Consider the following 15095-nt stretch of genomic DNA (forward strand, 5'->3'; position numbering starts at 1 on the left):
CTAACTCCTCCTAAATAATGGTCATTGTCTTAAGACAACTTCATACTACCATCTAAATCTCTTAAGAAATCATAAATATTCTTAAGATTAAAATAATGTTAATTTAAGGATTAGATAGAAAATATTTACTATTATGTTAGTAGAGTGATAAATGCAGTCGAATTCTTTGCGAGCACAACCCATCACTACTAATACTTTTTTGGAGGGATTTTTGTGAAAGAGAATATGTTTGATCTGGATGTACAAGTATTAAAGGCGGCTAGCGGAGAACAGCCTGATATTAAGAGCAAGCTTTTCTGTACTCCTGGATGTGTAGACCAGACAACGAAAACAAGCTGCTGCTTAAAATGTAAAACATCTCTTTGCAATAGCAATATGTCTTGCTGGTAAGCAGAAAAAAGGGCTAATGAGGATCACCTCATTAGCCTTTTTTATACTCAAGCTTCGATTTTTTTAACCAGTATGGCTGCAGTCACTTTCTCTGATAAGCATCCTTCCAGATCCTTTTCCTTGATAATCTGCAGGTCCAATGCTGATTTTATTTTACGTTCATCAGGTTTTTTCTGGATTAATTCCGGTAAATTCAATTCCTCTAATCGTTTTACGGTTTCTTCGGTGTCAAACTTCTCCGTCCTTCTAATCTGCCTCTGCAATTTGTAGCTGTCAATCTTGACTTCTCCTTTTTCATTCTGTCCCACTGCTGTATCAAAATACTGATGAAAAAGGTTTTTCAATTTATCCAATTCTGCTTCCAGGTCCTTTTTCCTGCGGTTCAGCTCATCAAAACGGACCAGCATCTCTTTTGTAATCATGGTTGCATCGCCTCTTTTCTTGGATGATACTTCATCTTATTTTGGAAGCGGCGGATTTATGCCTAAAAACAGGAACACTTGTTCTTGTTTGGTCCTTGAATGCGAATAGTCACCATTTGGTGTAAAATGGAATTAATCAAGCTGGGGGGGGATAAGATGCTTTTAACTATTTTTGGAGTGGTTCTCGGGCTATATGTTTTGCTTTCTCTCATCATCCTGCCCATGCAATATCGTTTTTTGGTTAACCTTAAAGAAATGGAGGCCCAAAATAAAGCGAAGGGGAAAACACAGGGAGAAATGTATGACAGCATGAGAGTGGATGAACTGGTTCTCCATGAGAACATGCAGGGAAACCCGATCTTTTTTCTGGCCAATTTGCTGGCATCGGTTATCTATCGGATGAGGCACCCGAAGTAAAAAAGGACCTTTCTGGGTCCTTTTTACATTACCAAAAATAGCAATATTGGGAGGGTTGTGAAAGCAGCTGCCAAAATAGGAAAATATACTGTGATCGCTGCTGATTTTACCATGGTGTCCATTTCGGGCAAAGGAATATCAGCAGGTGCAAACATCCAGTTTGCGATGCGGTCTTGGGTGGATTTATGGATAGGGAAATCAGGAACATCCACTTTATATTCATCCAGCTTTTCCATAAGCACCTTTTCATTTTTCCAAAGCTCATTATGTTTTTTCAAGCTTCTTCCACTCCCAGATCTTTTTTTAGTTTCCGTAATGCTCGGAATAATCTCGATTTGACTGTTCCAGCCGGAATTCCCATAATGCAGGCAATTTCTTTTTGAGGTAAATCATGATAATACGTTAAGACGATTACGGCGCGCAAATCCTCCGGCAGCTTTTGAACAGCTTCCTGTATGGTTAATTTGTCTTCCTGAGAAATCGAAGGCGGAGGATGCTTTTGTACCAGAAAGGGAAAAAAAGCTTCGAAGCGTCTTTCCCTTTTCAGTTTTGTCATCACCGTATTGTAGGCAATCTGGTATAAATATGTGTTGAATTTTCCCTTTGCAGGATCATATTGATGCTTTTTTCGCTGAAGCTTTTCAAATGTATCCTGAACTACATCAATACTAAGCTGCTGATTCGCAGTTAATCGGTAAATAAAACGATACAATGGCTGCTTGTAGTATTGATAGATCTCTTCCAGCGCAGTGATGTCTCCCGACTGAAACCGGATAACCTCTTCTTCCGGATTATTCAAACTCATCCGACCACCGTTTCTGAATTCCTTTGTAGACATAGGCAAGCTTTGTAATCAGCCAAATAAAGGTGATCAGCCCAAAAACAAAAGATTGATGGATAAAAAATTGAATAAATGGGCTTTGAATCGTATCTCCTCGCAAAAGAAATACCAGTAGCCCTGTAATGCACAAAAAGGTGTAAACGGCGGAAATCACCATGATTGTATCCCAGCGGGTCCAATAAAAATAAATATCCGTTTTCTTAAAATCTATTTTTCCCCACTTGTCACGAACAACTTTCTTATTCAATGTCGCAATAATCATAGCAAACGTCATTCCGACCACTATTGAAAAGATGCCGCTAATAATCCATCCGATAACAGAAGTCATATGATTCCCTCCTCAGGCTGTTTACTTTTTATACTGTCCGGGAGGGAAAAAGGTTCACTGGATAGCGGAATTTTTTAAAATTTCTTTTAACACTCCAATTCCTCAAGTGCAATCGTCTGGTACCCTTTAAAAAAGGAATCGCAGAACATATCCCACTCTTCAGCCGCTTCCATGGAAGCTTCGCTCACTTCCCCGCACACCGGGCGCTGCAGGAGATCTGTCAGCTGCTCCGCAAATCGATCAATTGTTTTCTGAGGTGCACCTGCAAGCACATTTGACACGAATTCAGCCGGCGGGTACCAGTCTGCCACTCTCTGAATATCCCGGTAAATTTGCGTCAGCAGCAGATTGCGCGGGCCTTCCCACTGCTCATTGACGACGACATCCCGGAAGATGCGCGGCAATGACGAGAATTCCTCCATGACGCCATGGCCGGCAAAGACGGAGATGGCATCACGCAGTACCTCTGCTCCTTCGTTCGTTGCACAGATTTTCTGCAGCAGCACAAGCTCCCTTAGGTTAAACAGCTGTTTTCTCAGTTCGATCGGCTGATCAACCGGAATCCCGGCATTCAGCGGCTGGTCAAGGCGCAAGAATAGATCATAGATTTTAAAAGCGCCTGCAGCTGTACGGTGGGCGGCGTTTTCAATTTTTTTCAGCGTTCTCGCTGATAGCGGGTAATCTTTTACCTTTTTGCCAAAAACAATCCGGAAATCACCATAAAGATTGGCTTCCCGGGCTGCACGGAGCATAAAGGCGGCACAGGCGATGCCGATTTCAAGGCGGGATAGTGTCAGAACGATGCCGACTGCAACGGCCACCCCTTTTCCTGCCGGGCCAACCGGGTAAGCAAGAGCCCCATTATACTGAAATTCCCCTGTAGGCAGCTCGGCCGTGCCCATTTTCCACTTGATCCGGTTGATTTCATAGCTATTGCGCTTTTCCTTCTCCTTCTCACCAGGCAGCCAGGAGGGCACAATGAACGTGGACACTTTATCAGTGCCGGAAATCTTCGCAGTGACCACGGAATAGTCAGCATGTGCAACCGAGCAGAAAAATTTATTGCCATAAATGCGGTAGTTTTTACCATCTGGGACCGCCTCAAGCACATTGGCAGGCAAATCGGATCCTCCCTGGATCTCCGTCATGAACTGCGCACCGATGGCAAAATCCCCGTCCAGTCCCTCTTTCGTATGCTGTAAAATTTGCTCCAGCTCAGGAATATCTTCATTCGGATATTGTTCAAGGAGTGCAATTAATCCAATCGTGCATGTCAGCGGACAGGCTACACCCGCTTCCCCCAGCTGGTGAATCAGCATCCGCTTCGCGAAACTTTCCCAGGACGGCATGCGGCTTGAAAAAAGCCCCTCCCCAAACACTTCTTTTTCCAGCTGATGCGTTTCCAATGGTCGGACGACACGGTCAATGCGGTGATTGAAGGCATCAAAATGAAGCATATACGGACGGGATTCAGGCCTTGCTGCACTTTCTGCAAGCGTGTTCCATTTGGACGAAACAGCCGGCGAAAAATCCTGCAGTTTATTATGTATCTGTTCATATTGCGAGCCTGCATATTTTTTTAAGGCCATTTTCAAAAAGGGATCATGCTTATACCAATCCTGGTTGGCACGCCGATCTAAAAACTCATCAAATGTGTATGAATTCCTGCCTTTTATCTGCTGGTCCCGGGAAGTTATCGTCATGGAAAAATCACTCCTTTTTTGATTGACAAATACTAATTTTCAGAATTATTATAAAACTAAGCTAACGTTAACGTCAACTAGGAGGATACATAATGGCAGAAGAAAAGGTTTTTACCATCAGCGAGCTTGCGGCGATGTTTGACATCAGCTCCAGGACGATCCGCTATTACGAAGAAATTGGCATGCTGACTTCGGAAAACCGCGACAGCCTGACCAAGCAGCGCACCTATACGAACCGGGAACGACGGCGCCTGAAGATGATCCTGCGGGGAAAAAAACTCGGCTTCAGTCTTCAGGAAATCAGAGAAATGATTGATCTGTATGAATCGAACCCGGAAGGCGAAGCGGAGAAAAGCAGGATTATTGCATTTGCTGACAGCAAGCTGAGAGAAATCGAAGAGCAGATTATGCAGCTGCAAATGCTGCGGGAAGACATTTTGACGTACAAAGAAAAGTATGAAAACAGCCGGGTGAAGACATAAATTCATTTTTAATAAGGGGCTGAGTATAGTGGGAGCAACGATTCATGGAGTATTGGAAAGAAACGCAAGGAAGTTTCCTGAAAAAGATGCTTTTATAACGGCATCGAACCGACTGACATATGGAGACATGAACCGCCTATGCAACAGGCTGGCACGATATCTTCAGAATGAAGGAGTCCGGCGGGGCGATCGGGTTGCGGTAATGTCCCGCAATACGGAGCACTTCTTTTATGCTTTTTTTGCCTGCATGAAGATTGGCGCGATTCCGATGCCGGTGAATATCCGCCTGACACCGAAAGAATTGTCTGCTATTTTTCAAAGTGCGAATGCTGCAGGAATTCTGTATGAGTTTGAGCTTGCTGAAACGGCTGCGGCGTTAAAAGAGAATGTAAATTTCTATTTTTCGATTCAGGATGCAGTGGAGGCTTCTTCTCATTTTTCTGCCGGCAATCTTGATGTGCCGATTGATTCGCGGGACATCTGTGAGATTCTTTTTACATCCGGAACAACCGGGATGCCAAAGGGAGTTGTATTCAGCCATGAACGCATTCTGGCGATCGCCGCCGCGGTTTCGGTTAATTTCAGCTTGTCGCATAATGATTCCATGCTCACCCTGATGCCGCTCTCCCACTCTGCTCCTTTAAATACCTTTTTCATGAGCGGGCTTTATTGCGGAGCATCTCATGTGATCGGCGACTTTACTCCAAAGGGCTTCCTGAACTGGATTCAGCAGGAAAAGACGACCTTCTCATTTGCGGCACCTGTCGCCTATTTGCTTGCGGCCAAGGATCCGGATTTAGCTTCCTATGATTTGTCCAGCATGCGTGTCTTTGCCTATGGCGGCGGCCCGCTGGCTCTTGCCTCCTATCACCATGTGAAAAAGGCGTTCCGAAACGAAAACTTCTATCAGGTATACGGACTGACGGAAGCGGGACCTAATGGCATTCTCTTATACCCGGAAGAGCATCTGGAGAAGGCCGGAAGCATCGGCAAAAATCCGACGGTGAACATGGAGATCCGGGTCGTCCGGCCGGATGGCACCGATACGGCTCCAAATGAATACGGCGAGATTCTTCTGACTGGCGACAGCCTCATGCTTGGTTATGACAATAATCCGGATGAAACGAACGCTGTGCTGAAAGGCGGCTGGCTCTATACCGGCGACATTGCCTATCGGGATGAGGATGGCTACTTTTACATCGTGGACCGTAAAAAGGATGTCATTATATCAGGAGGCGTGAACATTTATCCGCGTGAAATTGAAGAAGTCCTCGCGAAGCATGACGCGGTTTTGGAATCCTGTGTCGTCGGTGTGCCTCATGAAGAATGGGGTGAGACCGTTAAAGCGGTCGTTGTGCTGAAGGGCCAGGTGTCTGAGGAAGAATTGCGGGCGTTTGCAGCCGAATATCTCGCAGAATTTAAGTGCCCGAGGATCTATTCCTTTGTGGATAAACTGCCGCGGAATGCGAGCGGGAAGATTTTGAAGCAGCAGGTGAAATTGGTGCATGCTTAATTGCGGCGAAAATCAGGTGCTTAGGATAGCACCTGATTTTTTAGAGTCACCAGCAGGAATCCGCCCCTAAAAAGGTAACTTAACCAAACAATCAGGAGGCCCCATGAAGTCAAGAACCGAAACCGAGATGATGAATCTGATTTTAACAGCTGCCAAGGGTGATGAGCGCGTCCGCGCGGTAATTTTGAATGGATCCCGTGCGAATCCTAATGTAAAGAAAGATATCTTTCAGGATTATGATATTGTGTACATCGTGAGGGAAATGGAGTCCTTCACCTGTGATCATAGCTGGGTGGATGTGTTTGGCGAGCGGGTGATGATGCAGTTGCCGGAGGAGAAGGTGCTGCCGCCTGCCGATGGGCATGGCCGCTTCCCCTATCTGATGCAGTTTGTGGACGGGAACAGGATCGATCTGACGCTGATTCCGGCTGAAAGGATGGATGAGCTGCTGGAGCCTGACAGCCTGAGTGTGCTGCTTCTTGATAAGGATGGGCTGATTGGGCCCCTGCCGCCAGCCAGTGATCGGGATTATCACATTAAGAAGCCGGATGCGAAGGAGTTTGCTGATCTGTGCAATGAGTTTTGGTGGATTACGATGAATATCAGCAAAGGGCTTTGGCGCAGGGAGCTGACTTACGCAATGTTTATGCATGAGCAGATCAACCGCAATGTGCTGATAACCATGCTGGAATGGAAGGCCGGCATCGCAGCCGATTTTACAAAGAGCGCAGGCAAAGCCGGCAAGTATCTGCCCGATTATCTTTCTGCCGGGGAATGGGAACAGTTTCAGGCTACATACTCAGACGCCGAATTTGAACACATCTGGGATGCCCTTTTTACCATGTGCTCCCTTTTCAGAAATACAGCTGTTGAGGTCGCGGAGAAACTTGGCTTTGAGTACCCCTTTGAAGATGATAAGCGTGTGGCCGGATTCATAAAGCATGTCCGCAGTCTGCCTGCAGACGCCCAATCCATCTATTAAAAAAATCCCCTGGGCTCAGGGGATTTTCTAGTTGTTCTTTAATTCCAGCTGTTCAAACGCAGACCAGTTCACCATTTTTTCCAACAGAATGGAGATCAGAACGCCCATCAGCAGCCCGTTTGAGATGAATGGCTGAATCAGTACAGGAAATTCCGCGAACACGGCAGACGGTGTATTCATCAGACTGATGCCGATCAGGACGGGTGCGGCTAAACGGAAGATGGTGTCTGAGTTGAACACTTTTCCGCTTAAGCTGTTGAAAGCAGTCCCGAACAGCTGCAGATACGCGACAAACAGCACGGCGTTCCCGACTGTTACCGGCATGCCCGCGAGCCATGAGCCCAAGTGCGGGACCAGGCCAATTACAGTTAATAGCGCTCCCCCAATGAAGAAGGGTGTTCTCATCAATACGCGCGTACTCTGCAGGAACCCGATCGATGAGGTGAATGGTGTATAAGGTACAAGACCAAAACCGCTTCCAATCACGGTGAAGACCGAGGTGATAAAAATCGACCCGCGGTACTCGCGTTTCCCGGATTCCTTTTTAAACAGGCGGTCCCCGGAACTGATCGAAGCGACTGTGTTGCTCAGGTTCATCAGACACGCAAAGAAGGCTACTGCCACAATTCCGATTTCCAGGTTAGGCTGTCCCAGCGGAAAGAGTGTAAAGCTCACACCTCCGGATGCCGTTCCCTGTACTGCTTCGCCGGGAAACAGGAGATCATAGCCAATCCAGCCTGCCAGCAATCCTATTAAAATAGAAAAATTACTGATGAGGGCGTTCCCTTTTAATTTTAATAAACTCACAAAAATGACGAGGGCGAAGGAATAAAGCGTAATCGGCACATCAATGGTGCCCTGCTCGCCGACCTTCATCATGCCTTTAAAAAAGATGAAAATCAGCTGGAAGGTTAATAGAAACAAATAAACGGACATCACCATCGGACTGAAGATTGACTTCAGCAGTGAAATGCCGTTGAATGCTGCGAGAATCAGCGTGACACCCGAAGCGAGCATCACCCCTGTCGCAATTCCGCCTCCGATTTCTGTAAAACTCATGCCAAGGGAAGATGCGGATAGGCCAAGGTTCAGGATGACACCCCACAGCAAGCCGGAATGGCCTTCCATGAGAGGATAGCGATGCCCTTTCCAGCCTTGAAAAATGGTCGCCAGCCCCGTAAAAATAAGCGAGGCTCTCAGCATCATCGCAATTGTTTCACCCGGAAGACCGAAGACGGTTCCTACTGAAATCGGGACCATCACGGTATTTGCAAAAATGAAAAATAGCCATTGAACAGAAGAAAATATCGTCACGGTACCAAACCGTTTATCCAAGTTGCCAACACTTCTTTCTATTATTTCGTTTCTCTAAAAATAAACTAGCTATTATTATAGTATAAATTCCTATAAATTTCTTTGAGTTTGTCTTGAGAAAAAGTGGAAATTGGGAGAAAGCGGCAGCGAATAGGAAAAGCCCGCAAATCCATTGCGGGCTTTCTTTCCGGACTTACCCATTTAAAAACAAGGTAGCCGTTACATATTTCTTGGTCAGCGACTTGTAGTAGGCCGATAATACGGTGAGGGAGGCCGTTACAAGAATATTCGAGACGATGTCTTTCTGCTGCTCCGTAAAATCCTGAAAGCTCTCCAATGTCTGCAAAGCTTCCTGCTTGATACATCTCTCAATGCCATCATGCATGTTTTCGCCTAATATATTATGATGATGGGCTTGTTCAAAAATAGCCGCGTAAGCAGAATAAAATGGGATCGGCTCAATCAAATCGTCTGACCGGTCATCGAGATCATTAAAAAGGAGAGCCAGAATCTTTCGGATAGAATCGAAATCGAGCGTCGCTTTCAGATCCTCCACGATAAAAAGCATGGCAGCCTGGTCGACTGAATATTTTTTGCCGAGCTGCGGACTGCCAATCAGGTTCTTCACATCCCGCTTCACCCAATTCTGCACCGCCGTAGAAGATAAATGGGTAAATTCAATCTGGTTTCCCAGTGCGACAATTTCATTGATGGAAAAACCGATGTTCTGCAAGTCTGCCCGCAGCAATTTTTCAAATATCGCCGGCATTTTCGTATCGAGAAAAGCTTCCGTTGAAACTCCTCTTTTTTCATGAGCGGCTGCCCATGCCTGCTGAAGGATTTGTTTGGGCGAAAGCTCCCCTTCTCCCTTCAGCGACAGCAGGAAATCAGCCATGCTTTTCCTTGATAGCTGGAATAATTCCAAGGTAATCAGCCCCTGCGTTCTCTATTCAATGCTTTCATCCTAATCGTTTCCATGGTGACAGTCAATGTCTATTTCCGTTTCGCCCTGGTTATGGCTTGCCATTTTCATAGAAAAATTATATTATATAGTCAGATGAAAAGTTCATATGAACTCAAAATAGATAAAAAAGGGTGAGGAAATGGGTAAACGTATTTTTTACTTTTTATTGACGAACGTGCTTGTTCTTTTGACAATCAGCATAATTTTCTCGCTGATTGGCGGAGGTAATTACATTAATGCCCAGGGCGGCATTGATTTCGGGGCATTGCTGGTATTCAGTGCGGTCATTGGCTTCTCCGGCTCCTTCATTTCTTTGTGGATGTCCCGCTGGATGGCTAAGAAAATGATGAATGTCCAGGTGCTGGATCCGAACGGTGCCCTTTCAGGAGCTGAACGGGACATCGTGGAGAAAGTTCACCGCCTTTCAAGAGCGGCAGGCTTAACACATATGCCGGAAGTCGGAATTTATCACTCTCCTGAAGTGAACGCTTTTGCGACAGGTCCTTCGAAAAAACGCTCGCTTGTGGCAGTTTCAACTGGATTGCTGCAGGAAATGGACGACGATGCCATTGAAGGGGTCATCGCCCATGAGGTGGCACATATTGCGAACGGAGACATGGTCACCATGACCCTTCTTCAGGGGGTTGTCAACACATTCGTTGTCTTCCTTGCTCGAATCGCAGCCTGGGTGGCATCCCGTTTTGTCAGAGAAGAAATGGCGCCAATTGTGCATTTCATCGCAGTAATCGTGTTCCAGATCGCCTTTTCTATCCTTGGAAGTCTTGTCGTCTTCGCCTACTCCCGCCACCGTGAGTTCCATGCGGATCGGGGCGGTGCTGACCTGGCCGGCAAAGACAAAATGACACATGCCCTGCAGAAGCTGAAAGCCTACTCCAGCCGCATCAAGGGTGAAGAGCAGACGGCGATTTCCACTTTGAAAATTAATAACAGAAGCAAAGCTTCCTTGTTTTCGACCCATCCTGATTTGGATGAGCGAATTAGACGATTGAGTGCGAAGTAATTAAAAAGCGCCTTAAACAGATTTTCCATAGCGAAAAAAACAAAGCTATCCTATTGCGGGATAGCTTTTCCTTATTTTTGTGAATGTTTTCCTCAAACTGGAGGGCTGTATCCCGCTGAGTCTTTTCCTCATTTAGGTCTCCAACTCTCTAAAAGTTGTTTGCCCCCCCAATAAAAGGGTAACTCCCTAATATATAGCAGAAAAAGCATCGGAGTAAGGCTGTGACGGTTTGTACCGATGCTGGCACGCTGTATGATTACTCACTTTGAGGAGGACAAGAACATGAACGGTTTCCAGCGTATTGCACTTGTACTAACGATTATAGGAGCCATTAATTGGGGATTAATTGGATTTTTCCAATTTGATTTAGTTGCCAGCTTATTCGGAGGACAGGATGCAGTGTTATCAAGAATAGTCTATGGATTAGTGGGAATCGCCGGTTTGATCAATCTCGGTCTCCTCTTTAAACCAAATCGTGAATATGAAACAGAACCAGAATCAAGGCCTGTGCGATAAAATCAAAATCCTCCAGCCTTTAGGCAAGGGGGATTTTTCAATCAAACGTTTGATTGAAACGATAGACCAAAAAACGCTCGTTTTCATCACCCATAAGTACCACCTCTTTGATCAGCTCAAATGGGGTGCTGTTTTCCAGATAAAATAGATAATCTTCTGAAGGGTAGTAAAGAATAATATCCATTTCACGCGGGTTCTCTTCTGCTGAGCGGAGAATGTTGTTGACAACTTTCATAAAGATCTGCACCGAAAATGGATTGAAAAAGTAAAAATGAGTGTCCTGCGGAGTGATTTCATACTTCTGAGCCAGGATGCAATGAAAGCTGATTCCTGCTTTTTCCCCTTTGTAAGTCCGGAGATTTTTCATTGCCTCACGGTAAAAGTCTTCACTCATTTCCACACCTGCAGCGGAAGCCCGAAAGGTATGGTATATGTAAAACGGAAGCCGGCCCTTGCCGCAGCCGAAGTCCACGAGACGGTCACTGCTTTTCAGCGTGTATTCACTGAACAGTTTTTCCAGCCCCTCATAAGGTGTAGGTTCATAGCGGTGATAGTGTAAGGAATGATGGAACCCTTTTTGGTCGCCGTGTGTATGGATATTCAGCCGTTCATCAAAATCTTTCATAGCGGGCTCCTTTTAAAAAATGCCTGCTGCCATCCAATGAGGACAGCAACAGGCAGTTAGATATGTACTATTTTTTAGGTTCAATCACTAAGTATTCCCGTAAGGTCTGCTGTAAAGTTCCCTTTGTTTCCGCCTGCTTTTGGAATGAAACTCCAGCATGAATCATTTTGCGGACAAGCTCTGCCCGCAGACCGGTAATGACGGCATCACAGCCCATCATTCGTATTCCGCTCAAAATCTTTTTGAAGTGGACAATGACATCAACTTCCATGTCGGCAATTCCGGAAAGGTCCATGATTAAGGTTTGGATTTTAATGGATGAGATATCCATGAGAACTTTTTCTTCAATCGTCTGAATCCGGTATGAATCAATCATGCCAATCAGCGGCAGTACAGCGACAGATGTGCTGACCGGAATAATCGGCACGGACAAATGCTCCACCAGTTTGCGCTGCGATTTAAGCATTTCATCTTTATAATCAGAGTAGCTGATAAAGAAGTTATTTAAAAATTGGTCCACATGATCATTGACTTCTTTTTCCATAACATAGAAATCTTCAGCCACTTTGTCCTGCCCTTTAATCCTGTCATACTGGAACAGGAAGTGCCACAAAGTCCGGCGGATCGCCTGCACCCATTCCAGTTTAAAAGAGAGCGTCAGGGAATGCTCAGCCCAGGCCACGCCTTCCTGCCTGGCAAAAGCAATCAGCTCATCTTCTCTATTTTCAGCAACATATAAAGCCAATCTTTCGGCATTTTTTAAGAGATCAATATTCCCTCTTTGCAGAATTTCATTGATCTTAGAGGCTACATTCACAGCCTCTGACAATAATTTGTGCTGAAAGTTTTCACGATTCGCAACAATAAATCCTGCAATATCGCTTGTTTCTTTGTAGGTTGCTTCCATTTTAAACATACGCCCCCTTGTCTTATATATTATACAATTCGTTTAAATCGAATAAAATCCTTCTATTGAATTTGATAGTGAAGATCACATTATTATTTATGGCAGAGTCCTAAATGTTAATACCCTTTTTATTTTACCCATAAACCATAAATTTAAATTTTTCATAAAAAAGTAAAAAAGCGCCGGATAGGCGCTTCTTTAAATAACTCCTAATGTGCTCAAGAACACAACCAAAATCGTAACAGGAACAACTACTTTCATCAGGATGCTCCACGCGGTGTACATGGCTGGCGAAATGTCGCTGCCAAGCAGAAACTCTTCTTTGACAAGCCCTTTGTCCATTCTAAAAGAAATAAACAAGGCAATCAGCAGGCAGCCCAGCGGAAGCAGGATGTTGCTGACCAGGTAGTCGGTTGAATCAAAAATATTTTTCCCGAAAATCGTGAAGTCTCCAAGCAGGCTGAATGAAAGCGCAGCAGGGATACCGGCGGCAAACATGACTATGCCGGAGATCCAGGAGATTTTTTTCCGTGAATGCTTTCCGTTCTCGATGAAGGCGGAGACGATGATTTCCAGCATGCTGAACGATGATGTCAGCGTTGCAAATAAGAAAAGCAGCAGGAAGATCGCCAGGAACACTTCTCCTAATGGGATCTGTGAAAAGACAGCAGGCAGGACCATGAACAGCAGACCCGGGCCTTCCGCCGGTTCAAATCCGAATGCAAAGACAACCGGGAAAATCGCCAATCCAGCCAGGACCGAGATGATGATGTTCATAATGACAACAGATCCAGCTGATGATGGAATGCTGACTTTCTTATCCAGGTATGAGCTATACGTGACCATACAAGAAAAGCCGACTGCTAATGCAAAGAATGATTGTCCCAATGCATAGAGTGCCGATTCGCCTGTGATTTTACTGAAGTCCGGGTTCAGGAAGAACTTGACCCCTTCCATTGCTCCATCCAGCGTCAAAGCGCGTATGACAAGCACGATAAAAAAGATGAATAATAGCGGCATCATGTATTTACTTGCAGCTTCAATCCCGTTTTGAATTCCGAATGTAATGACGACAATATTAATAAGAAGAAACACAGCCAGCCCCATTAGTGTCCAGCTTGGCGTCGAAGTGATCATGCCAAATAGTTCCGGATAGGCTGCACCCGGCTTGATGATTTGGCCGCCGATCGACAGAACTGTGTAAATCAGTACCCAGCCCCCAACAACTGAGTAAAAGCTCAGCAGCAGGAAGCAGCCGATCACCCCAAGCTTCCCGGTAATCGTCCACTTGCTGTTTGGCGCCAGTTTATAATAGGCAGACACCGCTTCCTTCTGTGCGCCCCGCCCGATAATAAATTCTGAAATGAGCATCGGCAGCCCCACCAGAATTGTAAATGCGATAAACATCAGCAAAAAGGCGCCCCCGCCGCTTGTACCGGCTACATATGGGAACTTCCAGATGGCCCCCAGGCCAATCGCCGCACCGGCCGAGGACATGATAAAGCCGAATTTAGATGACCATTGCTCTCGATTTGTACTCATAGTTTCCCCCCTGTTTAGTTTCTATTTATATAGGTGGTTCGGACTCTGACTGCGGTTTTTTCGTTGGTCGTGTCTGAACTTGGACCAGGTTCTGACTCTGACCGCGGTTTTCTCGCTGGTTGTGTCCGAAGTTAAACCAAGTTCTGACTCTACCAACGGTTTTTTCGCTGGCTGTGTCTGAAGTTGTACCAGGTTCTGACTCTATCAACCGTTTTTTCGCTGGTTGTGTACGAAGTTACCCGTGAGATTACAGCTCTGTACGGATATCCCAAAGTTCAGGGAAGAAGCGCTGGTCCAGGACTTTTTTCAGATAGCCGACACCGGATGAACCGCCTGTGCCCATTTTGAAGCCGATGATTCGTTCGACCGTTTTCATATGGCGGAAGCGCCACTGCTGGAGCCAGTCTTCGATATCCACAAGTTTTTCCGCAAGCTCGTATAACTCCCAGTACTTTTCAGGATTTTTATACACAGTCATCCAGGCGTCGCGGACAGAATCATTTTCTTTGTAGGTTCTGGTTACATCTCTGTTCAGAATGTCTTCATCAATTGGCAATCCGGCTTTATGAAGCGCGCGGATCGCTACATCGTAGAGGCCCGGTCTTTCAAATGCTTCTGTTAATCTCGCATGCAGCTCGGGATCTTTTTGATAGATTTTCAAGACATGCTCGGTTTTGTAGCCTAACGCAAATTCTACCATACGATACTGGTAGGATTGAAAGCCAGATGCCTGGCCAAGGGAATCGCGGAACTCCATATATTCGGACGGCGTCATGGTAGACAGTACATCCCATGCCTGAATAATCTGCGACTGCGTCTTTGAAACGCGCGACAATCTTTTCTGTGCTGTGGATAAATCATTGTTTTCAATTGAATGGATGGCTGCGCCCATTTCGTGAAGAATCAGCTTCATCCACAGCTCGCTCACCTGGTGGATGACGATGAACAGCATCTCATCATGATGGCCCGAAAGCCTGTTTTGCGCGGATAGAATTTTATCAAGCTGAAGGTATTCACCGTATGTCATGTTATTGGTAAAGTCTGTATGGATGCTCTTTTCAGAGGTTGTTGCGTTTACGTCCTGATGTTTTTCGTTGATCATGTTGGTTCCTCCTTGAAATTAGTTAT

Annotated in this window: 18 protein-coding genes; 7 read left to right on the forward strand and 11 right to left on the reverse strand. The window is 45.6% G+C overall.

Annotation, left to right across the window (positions count from 1 at the left end; all coding sequences use genetic code 11):
* The first annotated feature begins 225 nt into the window (after positions 1 to 225).
* Positions 226 to 390 (forward strand): gallidermin family lantibiotic, encoded by a 165-nt coding sequence (locus BK139_RS23560; RefSeq protein ID WP_206698159.1) that lies wholly within the window; start codon positions 226 to 228, stop codon positions 388 to 390.
* Positions 391 to 437: 47 nt separating this feature from the next.
* Here BK139_RS23560 and BK139_RS07430 read toward each other — a convergent pair whose 3' ends face one another.
* Complete coding sequence (locus tag BK139_RS07430; RefSeq protein WP_076257718.1) at positions 438 to 812, reverse strand: hypothetical protein; 375 nt, start codon at positions 810 to 812, stop codon at positions 438 to 440.
* A 156-nt stretch (positions 813 to 968) separates the two neighbouring features.
* Between BK139_RS07430 and BK139_RS07435 the strand changes: the two genes are divergently transcribed.
* Complete coding sequence (locus BK139_RS07435) at positions 969 to 1229, forward strand: DUF3949 domain-containing protein (RefSeq protein WP_076257719.1); 261 nt, start codon at positions 969 to 971, stop codon at positions 1227 to 1229.
* A 23-nt stretch (positions 1230 to 1252) separates the two neighbouring features.
* Here the strand turns inward: BK139_RS07435 and BK139_RS07440 are convergent, their stop codons facing one another.
* From BK139_RS07440 to BK139_RS07455, 4 genes are all read right to left on the reverse strand, one after another.
* The gene (locus tag BK139_RS07440; RefSeq protein WP_076257720.1) at positions 1253 to 1507 is read right to left on the reverse strand and encodes a hypothetical protein; all 255 of its coding nucleotides are present in this window, start codon (positions 1505 to 1507) and stop codon (positions 1253 to 1255) included.
* On the reverse strand, positions 1504 to 2034 hold the full coding sequence (locus BK139_RS07445) for an RNA polymerase sigma factor (protein WP_076257721.1): 531 nt from the start codon (positions 2032 to 2034) through the stop codon (positions 1504 to 1506). Before BK139_RS07445 ends, BK139_RS07440 begins: the two co-directional genes overlap by 4 nt.
* Positions 2021 to 2398, reverse strand: a complete 378-nt coding sequence (locus BK139_RS07450) for a hypothetical protein (protein ID WP_076257722.1) — start codon at positions 2396 to 2398, stop codon at positions 2021 to 2023. The genes BK139_RS07445 and BK139_RS07450 overlap by 14 nt, the downstream gene beginning before the upstream one ends.
* An 86-nt stretch (positions 2399 to 2484) precedes the next feature.
* Entirely contained in the window at positions 2485 to 4101 is a 1617-nt protein-coding gene (locus BK139_RS07455; RefSeq protein ID WP_076257723.1) for an acyl-CoA dehydrogenase family protein, read from the reverse strand.
* Between the two features lie 92 nt (positions 4102 to 4193).
* On the opposite strand from BK139_RS07455, the gene BK139_RS07460 reads away from it, so the two are divergent.
* The 3 genes from BK139_RS07460 (at position 4194) to BK139_RS07470 (ending at position 7078) form a co-directional block, all read left to right on the forward strand.
* Positions 4194 to 4583, forward strand: coding sequence for a MerR family DNA-binding protein (locus BK139_RS07460; protein ID WP_076257724.1), 390 nt, complete (start codon positions 4194 to 4196; stop codon positions 4581 to 4583).
* Between the two features lie 28 nt (positions 4584 to 4611).
* Positions 4612 to 6096, forward strand: a complete 1485-nt coding sequence (locus BK139_RS07465) for a class I adenylate-forming enzyme family protein (protein WP_076257725.1) — start codon at positions 4612 to 4614, stop codon at positions 6094 to 6096.
* A gap of 103 nt (positions 6097 to 6199) precedes the next feature.
* Positions 6200 to 7078 (forward strand): aminoglycoside 6-adenylyltransferase, encoded by an 879-nt coding sequence (locus BK139_RS07470; RefSeq protein ID WP_076257726.1) that lies wholly within the window; start codon positions 6200 to 6202, stop codon positions 7076 to 7078.
* A 27-nt stretch (positions 7079 to 7105) separates the two neighbouring features.
* On the opposite strand, the gene BK139_RS07475 is transcribed toward BK139_RS07470, so the two are convergent.
* Together BK139_RS07475 and BK139_RS07480 are read right to left on the reverse strand one after the other, a co-directional pair.
* Complete coding sequence (locus BK139_RS07475) at positions 7106 to 8413, reverse strand: uracil/xanthine transporter (protein WP_076257727.1); 1308 nt, start codon at positions 8411 to 8413, stop codon at positions 7106 to 7108.
* Between the two features lie 172 nt (positions 8414 to 8585).
* On the reverse strand, positions 8586 to 9317 hold the full coding sequence (locus BK139_RS07480; protein WP_076257728.1) for a DUF1836 domain-containing protein: 732 nt from the start codon (positions 9315 to 9317) through the stop codon (positions 8586 to 8588).
* A gap of 178 nt (positions 9318 to 9495) precedes the next feature.
* On the opposite strand from BK139_RS07480, the gene htpX reads away from it, so the two are divergent.
* Together htpX and BK139_RS07490 are read left to right on the forward strand one after the other, a co-directional pair.
* The gene (gene htpX, locus BK139_RS07485; protein WP_076257729.1) at positions 9496 to 10377 is read left to right on the forward strand and encodes a protease HtpX; all 882 of its coding nucleotides are present in this window, start codon (positions 9496 to 9498) and stop codon (positions 10375 to 10377) included.
* Between the two features lie 282 nt (positions 10378 to 10659).
* On the forward strand, positions 10660 to 10893 hold the full coding sequence (locus BK139_RS07490) for a DUF378 domain-containing protein (protein WP_076257730.1): 234 nt from the start codon (positions 10660 to 10662) through the stop codon (positions 10891 to 10893).
* Between the two features lie 37 nt (positions 10894 to 10930).
* Here BK139_RS07490 and BK139_RS07495 read toward each other — a convergent pair whose 3' ends face one another.
* The 4 genes from BK139_RS07495 to kynA form a co-directional block, all read right to left on the reverse strand.
* Positions 10931 to 11518, reverse strand: coding sequence for a class I SAM-dependent methyltransferase (locus BK139_RS07495; protein ID WP_076257731.1), 588 nt, complete (start codon positions 11516 to 11518; stop codon positions 10931 to 10933).
* Between the two features lie 67 nt (positions 11519 to 11585).
* Positions 11586 to 12425 (reverse strand): STAS domain-containing protein, encoded by an 840-nt coding sequence (locus BK139_RS07500; protein ID WP_076257807.1) that lies wholly within the window; start codon positions 12423 to 12425, stop codon positions 11586 to 11588.
* Between the two features lie 198 nt (positions 12426 to 12623).
* The gene (locus BK139_RS07505; protein WP_076257732.1) at positions 12624 to 13967 is read right to left on the reverse strand and encodes a sodium-dependent transporter; all 1344 of its coding nucleotides are present in this window, start codon (positions 13965 to 13967) and stop codon (positions 12624 to 12626) included.
* A gap of 247 nt (positions 13968 to 14214) precedes the next feature.
* Complete coding sequence (gene kynA, locus BK139_RS07510) at positions 14215 to 15069, reverse strand: tryptophan 2,3-dioxygenase (RefSeq protein ID WP_175609072.1); 855 nt, start codon at positions 15067 to 15069, stop codon at positions 14215 to 14217.
* Between the last annotated feature and the right edge of the window lie 26 nt (positions 15070 to 15095).

The sequence above is a fragment of the Paenibacillus sp. FSL R5-0490 genome (genome assembly GCF_001956215.1).
Lineage (GTDB): Bacteria > Bacillota > Bacilli > Bacillales > Cytobacillaceae > Cytobacillus.

Bases quoted from the DNA above. Each gene is read 5' to 3' on its own strand.
- BK139_RS07490 (WP_076257730.1), top strand. From the start codon at position 10,660: ATGAACGGTTTCCAGCGTATTGCACTTGTACTAACGATTATAGGAGCC.
- BK139_RS07430 (WP_076257718.1), bottom strand. From the start codon at position 812: ATGATTACAAAAGAGATGCTGGTCCGTTTTGATGAGCTGAACCGCAGG.
- htpX (WP_076257729.1), top strand. From the start codon at position 9,496: ATGGGTAAACGTATTTTTTACTTTTTATTGACGAACGTGCTTGTTCTT.
- BK139_RS23560 (WP_206698159.1), top strand. From the start codon at position 226: ATGTTTGATCTGGATGTACAAGTATTAAAGGCGGCTAGCGGAGAACAG.
- BK139_RS07435 (WP_076257719.1), top strand. From the start codon at position 969: ATGCTTTTAACTATTTTTGGAGTGGTTCTCGGGCTATATGTTTTGCTT.
- BK139_RS07455 (WP_076257723.1), bottom strand. From the start codon at position 4,101: ATGACGATAACTTCCCGGGACCAGCAGATAAAAGGCAGGAATTCATAC.
- kynA (WP_175609072.1), bottom strand. From the start codon at position 15,069: ATGATCAACGAAAAACATCAGGACGTAAACGCAACAACCTCTGAAAAG.
- BK139_RS07445 (WP_076257721.1), bottom strand. From the start codon at position 2,034: ATGAGTTTGAATAATCCGGAAGAAGAGGTTATCCGGTTTCAGTCGGGA.
- BK139_RS07460 (WP_076257724.1), top strand. From the start codon at position 4,194: ATGGCAGAAGAAAAGGTTTTTACCATCAGCGAGCTTGCGGCGATGTTT.
- BK139_RS07470 (WP_076257726.1), top strand. From the start codon at position 6,200: ATGAAGTCAAGAACCGAAACCGAGATGATGAATCTGATTTTAACAGCT.
- BK139_RS07450 (WP_076257722.1), bottom strand. From the start codon at position 2,398: ATGACTTCTGTTATCGGATGGATTATTAGCGGCATCTTTTCAATAGTG.
- BK139_RS07500 (WP_076257807.1), bottom strand. From the start codon at position 12,425: ATGGAAGCAACCTACAAAGAAACAAGCGATATTGCAGGATTTATTGTT.
- BK139_RS07505 (WP_076257732.1), bottom strand. From the start codon at position 13,967: ATGAGTACAAATCGAGAGCAATGGTCATCTAAATTCGGCTTTATCATG.
- BK139_RS07495 (WP_076257731.1), bottom strand. From the start codon at position 11,518: ATGAAAGATTTTGATGAACGGCTGAATATCCATACACACGGCGACCAA.